Annotated in this window: 17 protein-coding genes; 6 read left to right on the top strand and 11 right to left on the bottom strand. The window is 66.5% G+C overall.

From position 1 onward, the window contains the following. Positions 1–1,014: a FecR family protein gene (locus ACUXVH_RS11165; RefSeq protein ID WP_011061192.1), complete on the bottom strand. Its 1,014-nt coding sequence runs from the start codon at positions 1,012–1,014 to the stop codon at positions 1–3. 151 nt (positions 1,015–1,165) lie between these two features. Between ACUXVH_RS11165 and ACUXVH_RS11160 the strand changes: the two genes are divergently transcribed. Both ACUXVH_RS11160 and ACUXVH_RS11155 read left to right on the top strand, forming a co-directional pair. Beyond that, positions 1,166–1,435 (top strand): PepSY domain-containing protein, encoded by a 270-nt coding sequence (locus tag ACUXVH_RS11160; protein ID WP_011061193.1) that lies wholly within the window; start codon positions 1,166–1,168, stop codon positions 1,433–1,435. 201 nt (positions 1,436–1,636) lie between these two features. After that, positions 1,637–2,674 carry an Ldh family oxidoreductase gene (locus ACUXVH_RS11155; RefSeq protein ID WP_011061194.1) on the top strand — a complete coding sequence of 346 codons (1,038 nt, stop codon included), beginning with the start codon at positions 1,637–1,639 and terminating at the stop codon, positions 2,672–2,674. A 58-nt stretch (positions 2,675–2,732) separates the two neighbouring features. Here ACUXVH_RS11155 and ACUXVH_RS11150 read toward each other — a convergent pair whose 3' ends face one another. Then, entirely contained in the window at positions 2,733–3,053 is a 321-nt protein-coding gene (locus ACUXVH_RS11150; protein ID WP_011061195.1) for a DUF883 family protein, read from the bottom strand. Positions 3,054–3,250: 197 nt separating this feature from the next. Between ACUXVH_RS11150 and ACUXVH_RS11145 the strand changes: the two genes are divergently transcribed. After that, positions 3,251–3,505 (top strand): hypothetical protein, encoded by a 255-nt coding sequence (locus tag ACUXVH_RS11145; RefSeq protein WP_011061196.1) that lies wholly within the window; start codon positions 3,251–3,253, stop codon positions 3,503–3,505. Here ACUXVH_RS11145 and ACUXVH_RS11140 read toward each other — a convergent pair. Continuing rightward, complete coding sequence (locus ACUXVH_RS11140; protein WP_041118107.1) at positions 3,477–4,412, bottom strand: LysR family transcriptional regulator; 936 nt, start codon at positions 4,410–4,412, stop codon at positions 3,477–3,479. The two genes, ACUXVH_RS11145 and ACUXVH_RS11140, sit on opposite strands and share 29 nt — an antisense overlap. An 84-nt stretch (positions 4,413–4,496) precedes the next feature. Between ACUXVH_RS11140 and ACUXVH_RS11135 the strand changes: the two genes are divergently transcribed. After that, complete coding sequence (locus ACUXVH_RS11135) at positions 4,497–5,417, top strand: carbon-nitrogen hydrolase family protein (RefSeq protein ID WP_065364003.1); 921 nt, start codon at positions 4,497–4,499, stop codon at positions 5,415–5,417. Here ACUXVH_RS11135 and ACUXVH_RS11130 read toward each other — a convergent pair. Beyond that, a complete protein-coding gene (locus tag ACUXVH_RS11130; protein WP_011061199.1) occupies positions 5,410–5,961 on the bottom strand; it encodes a GNAT family N-acetyltransferase in 552 nt (183 codons plus the stop codon). The two genes, ACUXVH_RS11135 and ACUXVH_RS11130, sit on opposite strands and share 8 nt — an antisense overlap. Positions 5,962–6,105: 144 nt before the next feature. Between ACUXVH_RS11130 and ACUXVH_RS11125 the strand changes: the two genes are divergently transcribed. Next, positions 6,106–7,002: a LysR family transcriptional regulator gene (locus tag ACUXVH_RS11125; protein WP_041752238.1), complete on the top strand. Its 897-nt coding sequence runs from the start codon at positions 6,106–6,108 to the stop codon at positions 7,000–7,002. 9 nt (positions 7,003–7,011) lie between these two features. On the opposite strand, the gene ACUXVH_RS11120 is transcribed toward ACUXVH_RS11125, so the two are convergent. The 4 genes from ACUXVH_RS11120 to ACUXVH_RS11105 form a co-directional block, all read right to left on the bottom strand. After that, entirely contained in the window at positions 7,012–8,442 is a 1,431-nt protein-coding gene (locus tag ACUXVH_RS11120) for an aldehyde dehydrogenase family protein (protein ID WP_065364004.1), read from the bottom strand. Then, positions 8,439–9,635, bottom strand: coding sequence for an iron-containing alcohol dehydrogenase (locus tag ACUXVH_RS11115; protein ID WP_065364005.1), 1,197 nt, complete (start codon positions 9,633–9,635; stop codon positions 8,439–8,441). The genes ACUXVH_RS11120 and ACUXVH_RS11115 overlap by 4 nt, the downstream gene beginning before the upstream one ends. Before the next feature lie 99 nt (positions 9,636–9,734). Next, positions 9,735–11,216, bottom strand: a complete 1,482-nt coding sequence (locus ACUXVH_RS11110; protein WP_065364006.1) for an APC family permease — start codon at positions 11,214–11,216, stop codon at positions 9,735–9,737. Between the two features lie 292 nt (positions 11,217–11,508). Further along, positions 11,509–12,417 carry a LysR family transcriptional regulator gene (locus ACUXVH_RS11105; RefSeq protein WP_015635546.1) on the bottom strand — a complete coding sequence of 303 codons (909 nt, stop codon included), beginning with the start codon at positions 12,415–12,417 and terminating at the stop codon, positions 11,509–11,511. A 128-nt stretch (positions 12,418–12,545) separates the two neighbouring features. Between ACUXVH_RS11105 and ACUXVH_RS11100 the strand changes: the two genes are divergently transcribed. After that, a complete protein-coding gene (locus tag ACUXVH_RS11100; RefSeq protein ID WP_011061205.1) occupies positions 12,546–14,084 on the top strand; it encodes an MFS transporter in 1,539 nt (512 codons plus the stop codon). Here the strand turns inward: ACUXVH_RS11100 and ACUXVH_RS11095 are convergent, their stop codons facing one another. The 3 genes from ACUXVH_RS11095 to ACUXVH_RS11085 form a co-directional block, all read right to left on the bottom strand. Continuing rightward, a complete protein-coding gene (locus ACUXVH_RS11095) occupies positions 14,085–15,338 on the bottom strand; it encodes a ferredoxin reductase family protein (RefSeq protein ID WP_015635548.1) in 1,254 nt (417 codons plus the stop codon). Between the two features lie 486 nt (positions 15,339–15,824). Further along, entirely contained in the window at positions 15,825–16,907 is a 1,083-nt protein-coding gene (locus tag ACUXVH_RS11090) for an LLM class flavin-dependent oxidoreductase (protein WP_041118117.1), read from the bottom strand. Positions 16,908–16,943: 36 nt separating this feature from the next. Then, on the bottom strand, positions 16,944–19,523 hold the full coding sequence (locus ACUXVH_RS11085) for a TonB-dependent receptor plug domain-containing protein (protein WP_065364007.1): 2,580 nt from the start codon (positions 19,521–19,523) through the stop codon (positions 16,944–16,946). Positions 19,524–19,601 lie beyond the last annotated feature (78 nt).

Here is a 19,601-nt window from a genome sequence, read left to right as displayed (position 1 = left end):
TCAGCTTTTTGGCGGGGACTGGGGCAGTGAGTTGATTACCGGGTTTCCATCGCGATTGCGCGTCAGGTAGACCGGCAGCACCTTGGGCAGCGAGGTCAGCAGGCTCTTGATTTCCCGGGTGTTGTAGATGCCGCCGACGCGGATCTTGCCGGTGTTGGCGTCGGCGACCTGCACCGGAGTGTCCAGGTAGCGGTTGATCAGCGGCAGGGCGTCGGTGAGGGCCAGGTTGTCCAGCACCAGCTTGCCTTCGCGCCAGGCCAGGGAGCTGTCGTTGCTGTAGGTCTGGCTGATCTGCGGCTGGTAGTCGCCGGCCTTGTAGCTGGCCTGCATGCCCGGCTCCAGGCGGAAACCTTCGCCGGGCAGGGCGGTGTTGCTGCTCACCAGGACCGAGCCCTGGAGCAGGGTGACCCGCACCTGGTCCTCGTACATCCACACATTGAACTGGGTGCCGGTGACCTTGACCTGGCCATTGGCGGCCTTGACCACGAACGGGTGGCTGGCGTCGTGGCTGACCTTGAAGAAGGCTTCGCCTTTTTTCAGGGTGACCCGGCGCTGGTCCTTGTAGTTGCTGTAGGTCAGGGTGCTGCCCAGGTTCAGTTGCACTTGGCTGCCATCGGCCAGGGTCACGCTGCGCAGGCTGTCGCCGGCTTCGAATCGCTGGTAGGAGGACGGCACCCAACCCAGTTCCCAGCCGCTGTAGGCGGCCAGGGGCAGGGCGCACAGGGCGATGGCCGCCGCCACGCCATACTGCTGCCAGGTGCGCCGGGGAACGAGCTTGACCGGTGCGGGGGCTGGTGCGGCAGTGAGGGTGGAGGGGGGCAGTTGATCGGCCACTTCCCATATTTCCCGCATCGCCTCGTATTCGAAGGCGTGCAGGGGGTCGGCATCATGCCATTGCTGAAAGGCCAGACGCTCCGCGTCGCTGCAGTCGGGTTCATGCAGGCGCATGCACCATTGGGCTGCCGCTTGGGTGATGGCGTCGTATTCGGCTTCTGAGAGGATCTGTTCGCTCATTGACTCTTCCTGATTTCCCGCATTCTACCCTCCGCGGCAAGTCTTGGAGAACAACCGTCATGGCTAATGAGCATCAAAGTGAACTTATTTTCATCTGGCACGCCCTAAAACCAGGCTCTGTATCGAAAGTGAATACACAAGGAGATGGACCATGTTGAAGAAGACGCTTGCCGCATTGCTTGCCACCGCCAGCCTGCTGGGCGCTGGAGCGGCCCTGGCCGACCGCCCGGGGGCCGGTTGGATCACCATTGAAAAAGCCATTGAAACCGCAAAGACCAAAGCCGGCTACGTGGAGATCTACAAGATCGAAGCGGACAACGATGGCTATTGGGAAGGCGAAGGGCGCAAGTCCGATGGCAGTGTCTATGAGTTTCGCATCGACGGCGCCTCGGGCAATGTGCTGCGCGACCAGAAGGACTGAGCCAGGCTGATACAGCCCCCTGTGCCTTGCCACGGCAGCGCACAGGGGGCTTTTTCTTGCTCCAGGGGGATGGTTGTTCCGGCCATCCTGGCACCTTCCCTGCAAGGCGCCGGCAGTGGTTGACAGGGTTGGAGTGCGGCGTTGTTTAATCGCCAGGTTCACACGCTGTCGCCCCCTCCAATAATTACTCTGGAGCTTCAGATGTCTGCATCGTCCGTGGTTGTTGAAACACCGCCCCAATACCTTTCTTTACCGGCCCTGGTGCAGTTGCTGGAAACGATTTTCCAACGCCACGGCTGCCGCGCCGAAGTGGCCCGCTGCCTGGCCGAGAACTGTGCCGGCGCCGAGCGCGACGGAGCCCACAGCCATGGCGTGTTCCGCATTCCCGGTTATGTCTCGACCCTGGCCAGTGGCTGGGTCGACGGCCAGGCCGTGCCGGTGGTGGAGGATGTGGCGGCGGCCTTTGTCCGGGTCGACGCCGGCAACGGCTTTGCCCAGCCGGCCCTGGCTGCCGCCCGCGAGCTGCTGGTGAGCAAGGCCCGCAGCGCCGGTATCGCCGTGCTGGCTATCCGCAATTCGCACCACTTCGCCGCACTCTGGCCGGATGTCGAACCCTTCGCCGAGGAAGGATTGGTGGCCCTGAGCGTGGTCAACAGCATGACCTGCGTCGTGCCCCACGGCGCCGACAGGCCATTGTTCGGCACCAACCCGATCGCCTTCGCCGCACCCCAGGCGCAGGGGCAGCCGATCGTCTTCGATCTGGCCACCAGCGCCATTGCCCATGGCGACGTGCAGATCGCCGCGCGCAAGGGCGAGCGCCTGCCGCCGGGTATCGGTGTCGACAGCCTGGGCCAGCCGACCCAGGACCCCAGGGCGATTCTTGAAGGTGGCGCCTTGCTGCCGTTTGGCGGGCACAAGGGCTCGGCTCTGTCGATGATGGTGGAGCTGCTGGCGGCAGCCCTGACCGGGGGCAACTTCTCCTTCGAATTCGACTGGTCCGGCCACCCGGGGGCCAAGACGCCCTGGACCGGCCAGTTGCTGATCGTCATCGACCCGAGCAAGGCCGCCGGGCAGAGTTTTGCCGAGCGCAGCCAGGAGCTGGTGCGGCAGATGCATGCAGTGGGGCTCAAGCGCCTGCCGGGGGATCGCCGGCATCAGCAGCGCGAGCGTTCGCAGCACGCGGGCATCGCCATTCCCGCCGAGCAGCTGCAGCAATTGCGGGCGCTGGCCCAGGACTGAAGGCATGAAAAAGGCCAGGCCGCCATTGGCGTACCTGGCCTCAACGTTGCACGGGGGCTTAGGAACGACGGCCCAGCAACAGGCCTACCACCAGGCCGAAACCGGCGGAGATGGCCACGGTCTGCCACGGGTGACCACCGATGTACTGCTCGGTGGCATCCACCACCGGCTTGCTGCGCTCGCGCACATTGCTGACCGAATCCAGCGCCTGCTTGAGCTTGAGGCTGACTTGCTGGCGCAGGCTCTCACCTTCTTCGCCGACCAGGCTGGCGCTGCCCTTGAGCAGCTTTTCCGATTCTTCGATCAGCGCCTGCAGTTCGCTGAAGGCCTGGTCCTTGATTTGATCGTTTTCCGCTTGCGCGGCAGATTTACGAGCCATGAAGTTTTTTCCTTGGAAATATCGCCGCTGGTGCACAACACATCCCCCAGCGGCTACAGGTGAATGGGTAGCAAGCAATGGAGTCTGGCGTGGGGGCAAAAGTTGCAGCTGTTTTACGCCCCGTTGGCGACCCCGGGGTAAAACCCGTAGCCCCTACAGTGTAAGATGGCGCCTATTTTACGCAGCAGGAATTTCCCATGAGTTTCAATCTGGCTAACAAGACCCTGGCCGAGCGCGCCGCCATCGAGGACGAGAAGTCCCGTCTGTTCGACCTGTGGCAGAGCAACCTGGGCAAGGCCAAGGGCGAGGCCGCGCGGCTGTTCGGCGAGCGTGGCAAGCGCAAGGGCAAGTGGGCCGAGTGGGTCCGCGCCGAGCTCGACGGCATGTCGCCGCCGGAGTACTCGAACATGGTGCGCAGTGAAGTCAATCGCCTGATGGCGGCGAACAAGTAAGGGCAAAACTCTCGACAATCGCCTCGCGTACCTTCACCAGCAGCGGATCGGTCTGCGGGCTGGTGCGCCAGCCCAGCTCGATCGGGTAGCGCGGCAGGGCCAGGGGGCAGGGCAGCAACTGCAGCCCGGTGAATTCGGCGATGCGCCGGGCGGCATGGGCCGGAATGGTCGCCACCGCCTGGCTGCCCTTGAGCAGAAAGGGCAAGGCGGCAAAGTGCGTGGTCGAGGCGCACACCTGGCGGCTCAGCCCCAGGTTGGCCAGGCCTTCATCGGTAATCCCGATAAACCCCTGGGACGACACCAGCAGGTGTTCCCGTGCGACAAACTCCTCAAGACTGATCTGCTGTTGCCCGGGGGCCAGGCTGGCCGGGTCTGCCAGGCACAGGTAATGGCCTTCCCCCAGCACCTGGCGGCTGAGCAGGCGTTCGGCAAAGCCGCCGGCACTGATGGCCAGGTCGACGCTGCGCTGCAACAGCGCCTCGGCGACGATCTGGCTGTGGCTCTGGCGAAAGATCAGCCGCAGCTTCGGCGCCCGCCGGGCCACGGCCTCGATCATCTGCCGGCCATAGGCAATCTCGAAATCATCCGACAGCCCCAGCGTTACCGAGCGGCCCTGATAGTCGGCGGTGTCGGGGGCGACCATGGCCAGGCTCTGGCGGCATTTGTTCAAGGCTTCGCTGACCACGGGCTTCAACTGATTGGCCTTGAGGGTCGGCGCCAGCCCGCGCCCGGTACGCACGAACAGCGGGTCGCCATACAGCTCGCGCAGCCGGCGCAGGGCAGCGCTCATGGCCGACTGGGTCACCCCCAGGCGCAAGGCGGCGCGGCTGGCGCTGGACTCGTCATGCAGCGCCTCGAAAGCCTTGAGAAGGTTGAGGTCGACACTGGCGATATTCATCTGGTTCATATCATTAAGCACTGGAGTGGGGTTTATCGATGATCAGGGGCGGCAGCAGAATGGGCAACACCTGATTGCTCAAGGAGTCATCCCATGCCCAAGTCCGTTGTCGCTGCCCTGCAGATCGGGGCCTTGCCTGAAGGCAAGGCCGCCACCCTGGAACAGATCCTCTCGTACGAGGCCGCCATCATCGAAGCCGGCGCGCAGTTGGTGGTGATGCCCGAAGCGCTGCTGGGGGGCTACCCCAAGGGCGAAGGCTTCGGCACCCAGCTGGGCTATCGCCTGCCGGAGGGCCGCGAGGCCTTTGCCCGCTACTTCGCCAATGCCATCGAGGTGCCCGGGGTGGAAACCGATGCCCTGGCCGCGCTGTCCGCCCGTACCGGAGCCAACCTGGTGCTGGGTGTCATCGAGCGCAGTGGCAGCACCCTGTACTGCACGGCGCTGTATTTCGACCCGCAGCAGGGGCTTTCGGGCAAGCATCGCAAACTGATGCCCACCGGGACCGAACGCTTGATCTGGGGCAAGGGCGACGGCTCGACCCTGCCGGTGCTGGACACCCAGGTCGGCCGGGTGGGCGCGGTGATCTGCTGGGAAAACATGATGCCGCTGCTGCGTACCGCGATGTACGCCCAGGGCATCGAAGTCTGGTGTGCGCCCACGGTGGACGAGCGGGAAATGTGGCAGGTGAGCATGCGCCATATCGCTCACGAGGGGCGCTGCTTCGTGGTCAGCGCCTGTCAGGTGCAGGCCTCGCCCGAAGATCTGGGGCTGGAGATTGCCAACTGGCCGGCCCAACGACCGTTGATTGCCGGCGGCAGCGTGATCGTCGGGCCCATGGGGGACGTACTGGCCGGCCCCCTGGTGGGCCGGGCCGGGCTGATCAGCGCGCAGATCGATACCGCCGACCTGGTGCGGGCGCGCTATGACTACGACGTGGTCGGCCACTACGCCCGCCCGGATGTGTTCGAACTGACGGTGGACCAGCGCCCCCGTCCCGGGGTGCGCTTTACCTGAGCCGGCGCCATTGCTCGCGGGTGATTTCCCAGATGTCCACGGGGAATCGCCCACTGACGAACTCACCGTCCTCGGAGCGGATCAGGCGCATGCCCGCGCGTTCGGAAATCCGCCGCGAGCCCTGGTTCGGCGCGGCCTTGGGCACCCGCATCAAGGGCCGTTGCAGTACCTCGAACCAATAGTGGTCCACCACCTTGCAGGCCTCGCTCATGTAGCCCTGGCCCTGCCACGGCGGGGCCAGCCAGAAGCCGCGGTTGTTGTCGGCTTCGTCCATCAGGCTGATGCTGCCGATCATTTGCCCGGGGTTGCTGCGCAGGCGCAGCGTCCAGTGCCATTCCGTGCCCCGGGCCATCGCCGGCAGTGCCATGTCCCGCAGGAAGCTCAGGGCGCCGTCGGCCGGGTAGGGCCAGGGCACCAGGGCGTTGAGGTAGCGCACCACCTCCCACTGGGGGAATAGCTGCTGGATGGCGTCGGCGTCCGCCAGTTCCAGGGGGCGCAGCAGCAAGCGTTCGGTGCACAGCGCGGGCGTGGGGTGTGAGTCCATTGGCAAGCGATCCAAGGTGGCAAGGAGGCGTTGCATAGTCCCTGCAATGTCATCGATCACGCAAGCCGCGATGGATTTGACGCGGCCCGGGCGCTGCCGTTGAATAGCCCCCTGGTTCAGCCCCGCGACTCCTGGAAACCCCCTGTGCTTAGAAACGTCACCGACATGGACCTGCGCCTGCTGCGGATTTTCTCCGTAGTGGTCAAGTGCGGCGGTTTCACCGCGGCCCAGGCCGAACTGAACATGAGCCAGTCCAATATCAGCATGCACATCTCCAGCCTGGAAAAACGCCTCGGCTATCGGCTGTGCGAGCGCGGTAAGGGCGGCTTTCGCCTGACCGAGAAGGGCCAGCGGATCCTGGCGGCGGCCCAGGCGCTGTTCGGCGCGGTGGAGGTGTTCAAGAGCGAGGCCCAGGAATTGTCCGGACGTTTGGTGGGGGATCTGTACCTGGGGCTGGCGGACAACATCGCCACCTTGCCCGCGGCACGCATCGACGCGGCCATCGCGCGCTTCTATCGCCGCGAGCACGACCTGCACCTGCATGTGTTTATCAATTCGCCCACCGAGCTTGAGCGGGCGGTGATCGACGGCCAGTTGGACCTGGCCATTTCCTATTTCAGCCGCAGCCTGCCGACCCTCGACTATCAGCCGCTGTACGCCGAGGAAATCGCCCTGTTCTGCGGCGCCTCGCACCCGCTGTTCCCTGTCCTGGAGCCAGAGCTTGCGCACATCAAGGCCTGTGACTGGATCAAGCACGGTTTCCTGCCCGCCAACCAGGTGCTGCCGGTAACGCCCCAGCGCGCCTCGGCCACCGCCTACCACATGGAGGCGGTGGTCCACGGGGTACTGGCGGGCACCCACCTGGGCTACCTGCCCAGCCACTATGCCCAGCCCTGGGTCGCGGCCGGGCAGATGCGCGTGCTGCACCCCGAGACGCTGCGCTACGAGGTGCAGCACAGCATGATCACCCACGCCGGGCATGCCCGTGGCGAAGCGCTGAAGGCCTTTATCGCCGACCTGCTGGCAGAGCATGGCGGCTGATCCCGCGCTTCAGCCCAGGCAGCGGGTCAGGTGCTTGATCGACTGATAGGCAGCCAGCCCCCAGGGGCCCAGTTCCCGCCCGATGCCGCTGCCCTTGGTGCCGCCCCAGGAGGTTTCGACGAACACCGCCTGTAGTGAATTGATCCACACGTGGCCCACGTCCAGAGCGGCGGCGACCCGTTCGGCGCGCGGCAGATCGGCGCTGATCACAGTGGCCACCAGGCCGAATGCGCTGTCGTTGGCCAGGGCCAGGGCCTGTGCTTCGTCACTGAAACGGCGCATGCACAGCACCGGGCCGAAGATCTCCTCTTGCCACAACCTGCTGCTGGTGGGCACATCGGTGTACACCGTGGGCGCCACGAACCAGCCCGGCCCGGTCAGGGCATGGCCGCCCACCAGGCATTCCAGGCCCTCGTTCCTGGCCTGTTCCAGGTAGGTGCACACCGTGCGCCACTGGGCCTGGCAACTCAGGGGGCCCATGTCCACTTCCTGCTCCAGGGGGTTGCCGACCCGCAGGGCCAGCAGGGCACTGCGCAACCGCTGCAGCAAAGCATCGGCAATCGACTCGTGGACCAGCAGCCGCGAGGTGGCCGAGCACATCTGCCCGGCGTTCCAGCAAAAGCCGCCGATGATCCAGTGCACTGCCTGGTCCAGGTCGGCGTCGGCGAATACCAGGATCGGCGACTTGCCCCCCAGCTCCAGCGTCAGTGGCCGGCAGAAGGCGGCGGAGCTGGCCATCACTCGCTGGCCGGTGGCAGTGCTGCCGGTGAACGACAGCTTGTCCAGCCCCGGATGCTGGCTCAGGGCTACGCCGGTTTCGCCGGCGCCGGCCACCAGGTTCAACACGCCCGCCGGCAAGCCCAGGGCGTCGGCGATTTCGCCGTAGACCTGTTCGATCAGGGGCGTCACTTCCGAGGGCTTGAGCACCAACGTGCAGCCCGCGGCCAGGGCCGGGGCCAGCTTCCAGGCACTGGTGACCAGGGGGAAGTTCCAGGGCACGATCAGCCCTACAACGCCCAGGGCCTCGAACCTGCAGTGGGCACTGAAGCCCGGAGCCTGCAAGGGCACCGGTTGATCCTGGCGGGCGTCCAGCTGGGCAGCGAGGCCGGCGTAGTAGTCGAAGGTGGCGATGGCGTCGTCCAGGTCCAGTTCGGCTTCGTGCCGCGGCTTGCCGTTATTGCGCATCTGCAGGGCGATCAGCCCTTCGCGGCGTTGCTGCAGGTGCCGGGCGAAGCCTTGCAGGTACTCGGCTCGCCGGGCGCCGCTGAGGCTGCGCCACCCGGGCAGGGCCCGGCGCGCGGCCTGCACCGCCAGGTTCACCTGATGGGCGCTGGCCGCCGGTACCTGGGCCATGATTTGGCCCAGGGACGGGTCATGCACCGGCATCGGCGCGCTGTCGCCATCGACCCAGTGGCCATCGATAAACAAGGCCGGTTTCATGGGCGGGCTCCTGGCAGGACGCCGTGCACGGCGTTGCGGAAGATCTGGCTGTAGTCGGCGGCGCTCAGCGGTCGGGCATTGGTGTCGGAGGACGAAATATCCGCCAGGGCCTGGGCCCCGACCCACTCGGCTTCATGGCTGTCCAGGCCGATATCCGCCAGGCAGTGGGGGATGCCCAGCTCGGCGCGCAGGGCCAGGATCCAGTCCAGGAACCCCTGGAAATCCCCCCGGGGCAAGTCCAGGTAACGGGCCAGGCGCCCGATCTCCTCGGCAATCACCGGCTGGTTGGCCACCAGCACATAGGGCAGGAGGACGGCATTGAGCAGGCCATGGTGACGGTGATAGCGCGCGCCCAGCGGGTGGGCCAGGGCGTGGACGCCACCCAGGCCCTTCTGGAAGGCCACCGCAGCCATCGCCGAGGCCACCAGCATGCCTTCCCGGGCGTTCAGGTCCTGGCCATGGCTCACTGCCCGGCGCAGGTGCTGCTGCACCAGGCGCATGCCTTCCACGGCAATCGCGCTGGACATCGGGTGGTACAGCGGCGAGCAGAACGCCTCGATATGGTGGGTCAGGGCATCCATGCCGGTGGCGGCGGTCAGCGCGGGCGGCAGGCCGCGGGTTAGCAGCGGGTCGAGGATCACGCAGGCGGGCAGCAGTTCGGGGTGGCTGATGACCCGCTTGACCTGCTGCTGGCTGTCGGTCAGTACCGCTTCGCGGCCCAGTTCGGAGCCGGTGCCGGCAGTGGTGGGCAGGGCGATCAGGGGCGGCAGGCCCAGGCGCGGAAAGTCACTGAGGCTCGGGTAATGCTCGATCACCCGGGACCACTCGAAACGCTGCAGCCCTTGCGGGTCCACGGCGGCCAGGGCGATGCCCTTGGCGGCGTCCATGGCGCTGCCGCCGCCCAGGGCGATCAGCGAGTCGTGGCCGCCGGCCCTGAAGGCTTGGACGCCGCGCTGCACATCGTCCAGGCTCGGGTTGCTGGCCAGCTCGGCAAATACCGCAAAGCCCTGGCGGCTCTGCTCCAGATGCGCGGTCAACAGGCCAAAGGGTTCCAGTTCGAGCATGCCCGGGTCGGTGACCAGCAAGGGCCTGGCCATGCCCAGCAGGGCGCAGCGCTGGGCCAGGCCGTGCAGGGCCTCGGCGCCGCAGAAGATCTCGGTGGGGTAGTTCCAGTAGTGGATGGACGGGGGCATCGATGGTCTCCAGAAACATCAGGCGTGAAGCGGCCGGCGCAGCAGGCGCCGGGCCAGTAGCGGGGAGGGAATGCGCTGTCGCTGACAGCGCATGAGGATTCAGCCGCGGTCGGATGCGCTGCTGTCGCGGCGCAGGTAGGGCTTGGCCAGGACCATGTAGATCAGGCCCAGCACGGCCAGGGTCGAGAACACCAGCACCACTGCCCAGACCTGGAACCAGGGCGCTCCGGGCGGCGCCAGAGATTCCCGGGGCCAGGCCACGTTGACGCTCTCGAACAGCAGCCAGACAAAGGCCGCGAGGTTCACCGGCAGGCCCCAGCGGCCGAGGTTGAAGACCCCGGCGTCGGGCCGCCAGCGGCCACGCAGGCGATGGACCAGGGCGCAACCGATCACGATCAGGAACACCATGAAGAAGCCCCCGCTGCCGAAGGCGATCAGGGTGCCCACGGCCGTGGCGTTCAGGCCCAGGGCCAGGCCGAAACTGGCGAACAGGGTGCAAACGAGCATGGCGGCGAAGGGCACCTTGCGCCCATCCACCCGGCGCAGGAACGCCGAGGCGGGCAGGATCGAGTCCCGGGCCATGCCGAATACCGCGCGGCCGATATAGGTCTGCACCGAGACCACGCAGGCAATGAACGCCACCAGCACCACGCCGACGAAGGGCCGCTCGGCCCAGGCGCCAAAGGCATCCACCACCGCCGGGGTGACCGGGTCCACCACCTGGCCGGCCACCAGGCCCGCGGTGTCGGTGAACGACAGGGTCACGGCAAAGGCGGTGAGCATCACCGTCAGCCCCACCAGCAGCATCGAGCGCAGGATGGCCCGCGGCGTGGAGGTACGGGCATCGGCGGTTTCCTCGGACACCTGGGAGCAGGCATCGAAGCCGAGAAAGGCCCAGCCGCCCACTGCCATGGCGGTGACGAAGCCACTCAGGTAGGTGCCATCGTCGCTGACGCTGTTGCCCAGGCCTTCCAGCAGCAGCGACCAGGAGTGGTTGCGAAAGAACAGCAGCAACAGCACGCCGATGCCGATGGAGGCGATGGCTTCGGCGATGATCCCGGCGTTGACGAAGTACTTCAGCGGGTTGATCCCCAACAGGTTGACCCCCAGCCCCAACGCCAGCAGCACGGCGCCGCTGGCCACCTGGGCATTGGCCGAAGGCGGCGTGCCGGTGACGAACAGCCACAGCCAGAACCCGCCCAGGTAGGCCACGGTGGTCAGGGAAGCCAGGGCCGAGGCCAGGTACATGAAGCCGGTGAACCAGGCCCAGCGGTCTCCAGCCAGGCGCTTGACCCATTGATAGCAACCGCCGGCCAGGGGGTACTGCGAGGCGAGTTCGGCATAGACCAGCGCCACCAGCATCTGCAGGGCCAGGCACAGGGGCACGATCCAGACCCAGGACGGGCCGGTGCTCATGGCGCCCAGGGCCATCACCGAATAGATCCCCACCACTGGCGAGACCGTGGCAAAGCCCACGGAGAACGACGACCACAGGGACAGGCCGCGGTGCAGCTCCTGGCGATAGCCCTGGTGGTGCAGCAAGTGTTCATCGGTGCCCGGAGCGGGCAGGAAGTCAGTCATGGCGCACCTCGTTCAAGGGGCGGGCGCCACGATGCAGGCCGACGCAAGGGCGGCGTGATGGGGTAGTTGACATAGCGGTTCCTGGAGTCGGCAGATCAGATTGTTATTGGGATGGCCTTTAGCTGTTGTTTTTGGCGTACCGACATTGCCTGGCCTGCAGCAGCAGGCCAGGACGAGCTTACGGTGGGCAAACATCAAGATGAATACATGGATTGGTAAGCTGGCATCTGCATTTGTTGATGTTTTGCAGGGGCCGGCGACTGCCCGGCCAGCGCCAGGCATCGAGGGGATATCAGCGGGAAGCGTGGTGCTTGCCCAGCTCCAGCCGTTCACCGAGAAAGTCGACGAACACCCGCAGCTTGGGCAGCAGGTGACGGCTGCTGGGCCAGAGGATGGAGAACTTGCCGCGCTCTTGCTGGTAGTCGTCCAGTACCGCGACCAGGCTGCCATCGGCCAGGGCCCCGCAGACCACGAACTCGGGCACGTAGGCGATGCCCAGGCCCTGGGTGGCGGCGTGGATCAGCGATTCCAGGTTGTTGCTGGTCAGGGCACTGCCCAGCACCAGCGGCGGGGCTCCGTCGGGCAGGCGCAGGCTCCATTGCTGCAGCAAGCTGCCGCCGGGGAACTTGTAGCGCAGGCAGGCGTGCTGCTCCAGGTCCCGGGGCGTGCGCGGGGTGCCGCGCCGGGCGAAGTAGCCGGGGGCGCCGACCAGCACGAAGCCGAAGGGCCCCAGGTTCCTGGACTTGAGTTGCGAGTCCGGCAGCTCGCCACTGCGGATCACCGCGTCTACGCCTTCGGCGATCACGTCGATCAGCCGGTCGTTGAAGTCCAGGTCCAGTTCGATGTCCGGGTAGCGCGCGGAAAACTCCGGGAGGATCGGCAGCAGCATCCGATAGCCGATGGCCGGCAGGCTGACCCGCAGCCGGCCCCGGGGCTTGTCGCTGATCCGCGCCAGTTCGGCCTCGGCCTCCTGGACTTCGGCGACAATGCGCTGGCCGCGCTCATAGAACAGCGCGCCTTCATCGGTCAGGCTGATGCGCCGGGTGCTGCGGTTCAGCAGGCGCACGCCAAGGCGCTGCTCCAGGCGCGCCAGGGCCTTGCCCACCGCCGAGGCAGACAGCCCCAGGCGCTCGCCGGCGCCCACCAGGCTACCGCTCTGGACCACGCTGACAAACACCTGCAAGCCGTTTAGGTTGTCCATCGTTCACCTCGATTGCAGCGTTTTTGTCCGTAAAGAGCGGAAGAATGCCCTGTTTTTCAGTGATTGCGGCATACCTACCATGGATTTTTCTTAGCCCACCCCTGGTTGCCAGGGCTTGAGAGGTCCGTGTGAATCCCGAACTCGAATTACCCCTGGGGCAGGCCGCCCAAAGTCGCCGGCAGTCCGCCCATGGCGTGCTGGCCGCGGTGTGCCTGGCGGCCCTGATGCTGCCCCTGACCTTTGTCGGGGTAGCGGTGGCGACCCCGGCCATCGGCCATGAACTGGGGGGCAGCCCGCTGGCCCTGAGCTGGACCACCAATGCCTTCATGCTGACTTTTGGCAGCGTGCTGATGGCCGCCGGCACCCTGGCCGACGAATTTGGCCGCAAGCGCCTGTTCAGCCTTGGCGTGGCGCTGTTCGGCCTGAGCTCCCTGGCCCTGGTGTTCGTACCGTCGCTGCTGTGGCTGAACCTTCTGCGCGGGGTCCAGGGGCTGGCCGGTGCCGCCGCCCTGGCCGGTGGTTCGGCGGCCCTGGCCCAGGCCTTCGACGGGCCGGCGCGAACCCGTGCCTTCAGCCTGCTGGGCACCACCTTTGGTGTCGGCCTGGCGTTTGGCCCGATCCTCGCCGGGGTCCTGGTGGAACAGGCCGGCTGGCGCGGGATCTTTGTCTCCGGGGCGCTGATCGGCGGCCTGTCCCTGGCCTTTGGCGTGCCGCGCATGCAAGAGTCCCGCGACCCCGACGCCCAGGGCGTGGACTGGCCGGGCACCCTGAGTTTCACCCTGGCGCTGGTGCTGCTGACCTGGGGCATCCTGCAGGCCCCGCAAAACGGCTGGAGCAGCCCTTGGGTTCTGCTGTTGCTGGCGGGGGCGCTGCTGGCACTGTGGCTGTTCATCGTCGTCGAGCGGCGTGCAGCGCGGCCGATGCTGGATCTGTCGCTGTTTCGCTATCCGCGTTTTGTCGGGGTGCAGGTGCTGCCCATCGCCACCTGCTATTGCTACGTGGTGCTGCTGATCCTGTTGCCGATCCGCTTTATCGGCGTCGAAGGCTACAGCGCCATCGATGCCGGGCTGCTGATGCTTGCCCTGTCGGCGCCGATGCTGGTGGTGCCGTTCGCCGCGGGCTGGCTCAGCCGCTGGTGCAGCGCCGGCAACCTGTCGAGCCTGGGCCTGTTGCTGGCTGCCGCCGGGCTGTGGTGGCTGAGCCGGATCGCTGCGGGCCAGGCGCCGGCCGATCGGATCTGGCCGCTGCTGCTGATCGGCCTCGGCAGCGGGCTGCCCTGGGGGCTGATGGACGGCTTGTCGGTGAGCGTGGTGCCCAAGGAGCGCGCGGGCATGGCCAGCGGCATCTTCAGCACCACCCGGGTGGCCGGCGAGGGCATTGCCCTGGCCCTGGTGGTGGCGCTGCTGGCGGGGCTGCTGCAGCACGCCCTGGCGGATCAGGCGCTGCCCGCCGAGACGTTGATGGGGGCTGCCCGGCAACTGGCCGGGGGTGACCTGCCCGGTACTCTGGCGGCCTTGCCGGCGCTGGGCCGGGAGGGGTTGCTGGCCCTGTACGGGCAGGCTTTCAGCCAGTTGTTGCAGGTGCTGACCCTGATGACCCTGCTGGCGGCGCTGGTGGTCTGGGTGACGCTGCGCGAGCCGCGCCAGCCAGGGCCGCCAGCGGCTTGATCAGCGGAACTCGAAGAATTCGTAGTGCAGGTTGCCTTGGGGAATCCGGCACTCGCTCATCAGTTCCCGAACCTGGCCCAGCAAGCCCTTGGGCCCGCAGAAGCTGACCTGGATCTGCTGCGGATCGGTTTCGGCCGCGGTGCGCTTGAGGGTCTGGGCCAGGGGCTCGGTGCCGCCGCAGTTGGCCACGAAGTTCACTCCACGGGCCTGGGCCATGCCCTGCAGGGTGTCGACACTGGGGAAGGCCCGGGACGGGTTGTAGCAGTACACCAGGGTGGCCTTGTCGAACTGCCCGGCAGCTTCATCCTGCAGCCAGGAAATAAATGGCGAGATGCCCACGCCACCGCCGATCCAGATTTCCCGGGCAGCCGCCTGCGGCCGCTTGAAACGCCCATAGGGCGCGTAGATGTCCGCTCGCATGCCGACCTTGACCTGGCGGCGCAGGCGTTGGGTGTAGTCCCCCAGGGCGCGGATCACGAATTCGATGCGCCCGTCATGGGCCTGGGCGCTGGCGATGGTGAACGGATGGGGTTCGCGCAGGCCTTTTTCCTGCATCGAGAGGAAGGCGAACTGCCCGGCCTTGAAAGGAAAGCCCCGGCCCTGGGGAATCAGCTCCAGGTGCAGGGAGTTCTTCTCCACCCGGACCGCCGTCACCTGGTATTCGCCGGCCTTGGCCACCAGGGGGTAGAGCAGCAGCTTGTACAGGGCGCCGAGCACGCCGAGGACGCAGAGCAGAGCCAGCCAGATACCCGAGGGCGAATCCAGGGTGATGGGCGATTTGAAGCTCAGCCAGTGCAGGATGACGATCAGGAACAGCGGGCCGGAGAGCTTGTGCCACCAGCGCCACTGGCTGTAGGGAATGTTGCGGTTCAGTGCCAGCAGCACGATCAGGCCCAGGGCCACGTAGCTCAGCTGGCGGACCAGGCGCGTCCAGTATTTGGACAGTTCGAGGATCGGCACGCTGTTCCATTCATCCAGGTTGGCCTTGAACACCAGATGGTAGCTGGCGAATGCCAGGGCCCAGATGCCCAGCCATTTGTGCGCCTCGTAGACCCGGTCAAGGCCGCCGAACAGCCGTTCGACCCAGCCCCAGCGGCTGGCCAGCAGGCAGGACATCGCCATGTAGGCCAGGGCTGCGGTGCCCAGGATCATGCTCAGGGTGGCCGAGGTCAGCCAGGTGGCGGAAGGGATCTCCAGCAGCAGGGTGACCGTGGTGATCAGCAGGATGCCGACAAGTGTGTGCCAGGTTTTCAAAGTGCATGACTCCGGTGAGGAAATGCCGTCATGGCGCAGCAAAGGGCGCGATGCATAAAGTGGATATGACAGGTTCAAAGCCAAAGGCTGGGTGGAATGTTAACGCTTTGGCGAGTATTCGTGGTGATCTGGGTCATCGGCCTGGCGCCGATAAAGTGTTGAAAATGATCGACTATCACTCGCATTCCGATTCCCCGGCCACCGCTTGCGCAGGCGCTGGCAGGCGGCCAAGGGCCCCTGAACCGGGCAGTGCTCTTGCGGGCGCCTTCGCTGGCAAGCCAGCTCCTACAGGGTTGTGGGAAAGGTCAACGCGCTTGTAGGAACCGGCTTGCCGGCGAAAGGGCCCCTGAGCCGGGCGTCAGCCTCTTAACCGCCTTCGCTGGCAAGCCAGCTCCTACAGGGTTGTGGGAAAGGTCAACGCACTTGTAGGAGCCGGCTTGCCGGCGAAAGGGCCTCCAAGCCGGATGCCAGCCTCGTAAACGCCTTCTACAGGTGTTGCTTGCGGCGGGCGGCGGCTTCGCGGACGGCGGGGATGATCCAGCGCCCATAGTCGATGGTGTCGTAATAAGGGTCGTAGCCACGGTTGAGGAAGGTGGTCACGCCCAGGTCGACGTAGTCCAGCAGGGCCTGGGCCACGGTCTCCGGCGTGCCCACCAGGGCCGTGGTGTCGCCGTAGGCGCCAACGGCGCTGGCGGTGGGCATCCACAGGGCGCGGTCATGGCGGTCGCCGCGGGCTGCGGCCGCCAGCAGGCGTTCGGAGCCGGTGCCCTTGAGGCGCTTCTGCCAGGGGCTGCCGGCGGCGAACTGCGGGTTGGCGCGGATCTGCGCCAGGATCTGCTCGGCCCGTTGCCAGGCCAATTCCTCGGTGGCCCCCAGGATCAGCCGCACCGAGAGGCTGACCCGGGGCGCGGCCACCCCCGCGGCGCTGGCCGCGGCCTTGAGTTTGCCGATCTGTTCGGCTACCCCCTCCAGGGGCTCGCCCCACAGGGCGTAGAGGTCGGCGTGCTTGACCGCGATCTGGTAGGCGATGTCCGAGGAGCCGCCAAAAGAGATGGGGATGTGCGGCTGCTGCAGCGGCTTGACCGGGGAAAACGCGCCCTTGAGGTTGAAGTAGCGGCCTTCGAAGTCGAAGGGTTCTTCGGCGGTCCAGGTGCGGCGCACGATCTCCAGGTACTCGTCGGTGCGTCGATAGCGCTCGGTCTTGTCCAGCAGAGTGTCGCCTTCCTGGGGCTCGGCAGTGATGCCGGTAATGGCATGCAGGCGGATGCGCCCGCCGCCGGTGGTGTGGTCCAGGGTGGCGAAGGCCCGGGCCGCCACGGTGGGGGCGCTGAGGGCCGGGCGGTGGGCAATCATGAAGCCCAGGCGCTCGGTGTGGGCCGCGGCGTAGGCGGCAATCTGCAGGCTGTCGGCGCTGCCTGGGCCGCTGGCGATCAGCACTCGGTCAAAGCCCGCGTGTTCGTGGGCGCGCGCGTGCTCGCGGATGAATGCCAGGTCGAAGTCCGGGCTGCGCACGCCGCGGGTTTCGGACCATTGGCGGGGAAAGATCATGCCGACGAATTCAATGCTCATGGGGAGTGTCCTGAGGTCGCAGAAGAAGGAAAGTGCCTAGAAGCGGTAGTCCACCTGGGCCAGCACGGTGCGTCCGGGCATGGGCTGCAGGAAGGTATTGGTGGAGCCGGCCAGGCCGCTGACGAAGTTCAACTCGTTGGTCAGGTTGAGCACCCGCAGGGTGGTGCTCCACTGGGGCTGGCGGTAGTACAGGGCCAGGTCGAGGTTGTATTCGTCGGGGACCTTCACCGTCTTGCTCAGGTTCAGGTACCAGCTGCTGGTCCACCAGCCGGAGAGCTCGGCGCCAAAGCCCGAGTCGAAGCGGTAGTCGAGGTAGCCGCTGGCGGTGTACTCGGGGATCTGCACCGCGTCGAAGCGCCCGGAGGGCCGCTGGTTGAGGCTGTTGTTGTCGCCGAACACGGTGCCGTTGTCGGGGATGAACCCGGCGGAGGCGAAGCCGGCCTGGGAGGTGAATTCGTTGTAGGCGCTGAGCCGGGACAGGTTGAGGCCGCTGCGCAGGTGCGGGTCTGGCTGGTAGCGCAGGGTCGCCTCGGTGCCCTTGATGATCAGCCGGGCGATGTTGTTGTTGCTGTCCGGGGACTGGTCCCGGGCCTGCTTGAAGGTGGCCAGGGTCATGAACAGCTGGTCGGGGATGGCTTCGACCTTCAGCCCCAGTTCATGCAGCACGCTCAGGCTCTGGAACGCCAGGGGGTTGAGCTGGTTGGCGCCACTGCCGCTGCCCCAGCCCAGGCCGTTGGAGAAGAACCCGGTGTTGACCGCCAGGGAGCGGTCGAAGGTGTAGTACAGGGTGCTGTTCTCGGTGGGTTTGACGTAGGGGCTGACCTGGAACGCGAACAGCCGGTAGTTGTGGCTGTCGCGCCGGTCGCTGCCACCTGCAAGGACGAAGGGGTTGTCGATCCGGGCGTCGATCCAGCTGCGGCTGGCACCGATGTTCAGGCCCACCCGCTCGCCCAGGCGCAGGTTGTGCTGGCTGAACAGGGTCTTGGTGGTCCAGGTGCTTTCGGCGGTGTAGGGCGCCAGGGATTCGGCGTACAGGCCGTGGCCGGCGGGGTACATGGCCGCCAGGTTGAGCCAGCCGTAGTAGTTGGAGTATTGCGGCACCCCGGGTTGGCCGATCCAGGCGCCGTTGCCGCCGGCCGGGTTGCTGCCGGTGAGCCCCAGCAGGTCGCCGGGGTTTTTGCCTGACGGGTCCAGGGTCAGGTCGTAGGCGTTGATGGTGGAGCCGAAATGATTGTTGGCGGCGATCGACTGGTTGAACTCGCGGCGGTAGATCAGCCCGCTGTTGCTGTCGTCCCGCAGAGCCAGGCCGCCGATCCGGGTTTCATTGCCCGAGCGCAGCTCGAAGCGGTTGTCCAGCAGGTTGTCCCGGGATTGCACCTGGAACGCCCCGACCGCGTCGGTGAGGTCCCGGGAGCGCTGGTAGAAGGTGCTGTTGGCCAGGGTCACGCTGGGGGACAGGTCGCCCTCGATGCGCAGTTGGGTGGTAAAGCGCCGTGAACTGCTCTGGTCTTCCCCGCGCTGGCCGGCCTGGGGCGACAGGGAGGTCAAGCCGTTGCCCGCCAGGCTCGGGTCGTAGACCCAGCCGCGCAGGGTGCCGGGGCTGGCCTGGGTGTTGGGCGAGGCCGCCTGGAAGCTGCCATCCACCACGCTGTACTGGCCCTGGGCGTTGCGCTGGCGCTGCACCCAGCCCAGGGTCGGGGCATTGGCGGCACCGGAGGCCAGCACTGGCGACCACAGGGTATTGCCGTTCTGGATGATCGGCGTGGCGCGGCCGGCATAGTACTGGCCGCTGTCCACCAGTTGCTGGGTGGCGCGGTTCCAGCCGTGGGTGATGTTGTAGTCGTAGTAGTTGTCGTAGCTGGCGTTCCAGTCCACCCGCAGGTTGTCGTTGCGCCAGGCCAGGGCCCCGTAGAAGGCATCGAAATTGTTGTCGACGTTGTCGTAGTAGTCCTGCTGGCGCTGCTGGGTGATGCTCACCCGGTAGGCCAACTGGTCGCTCAGGGGGCCGGTGTTGTCGAGGCTGAATTTGCGCGAGTCGCGGGACTGGCCGTCCGGCACCCAGGCACCGAGCTCGCCGCTCAGACGGGTCTTGAACCCGCTGAAATCGGGTTTCTTGCTCAGGTAGTTGACGTAGCCGCCGCTGCCGGACACCGAACCGTAGGTCACCGAAGAAGGCCCGGCGACGATGTCCGCGCCCTCGTAGGCGTTGAAGTTGGCCGGATGGCGCACGCCATAGGCGCGCTGGCCGTCCTGGAACACTTCCGAGCCCTGGGCGCGGAACTGCGGGGCGATACCGGCGTTCTGCCCGCCACCGCGGGTGATCCCCGGGGCGTACTTGACCAGGTCGTCGGCGCTGCGGATCGGGTCGTTGGCCAGCTGTTCGGCGTTGACCTGGGTGACCGAGCGCGGGGTGTCCAGGACCTTGGTTTCGGTGCCGCCATACACCGAGGTCGGTGGCCGGGTGGGCAGGGCATCGTCATCGGCCTGGCTGCTGGCCTGGACGGTGACGGTTTGCAACTGGGTATCGGCGGCGAAGAGCGGCGGCGCCAGGGAAGAAAACACCGTTACGGCCAGGGCCGGGCCGAATGCGGGGCGAGCGAAGGCGTTGGAGGGCATGGCACATGAGCCTCATATTGAATCGCATGAATGTTCTGTAGGAGCCGGCTTGCCGGCGAAGAGGGCCTGGAGGCTCGC

The organism is Pseudomonas sp. 8(2025), assembly GCF_052665325.1.
This window is presented reverse-complemented; position numbering and strand designations above follow the sequence as displayed.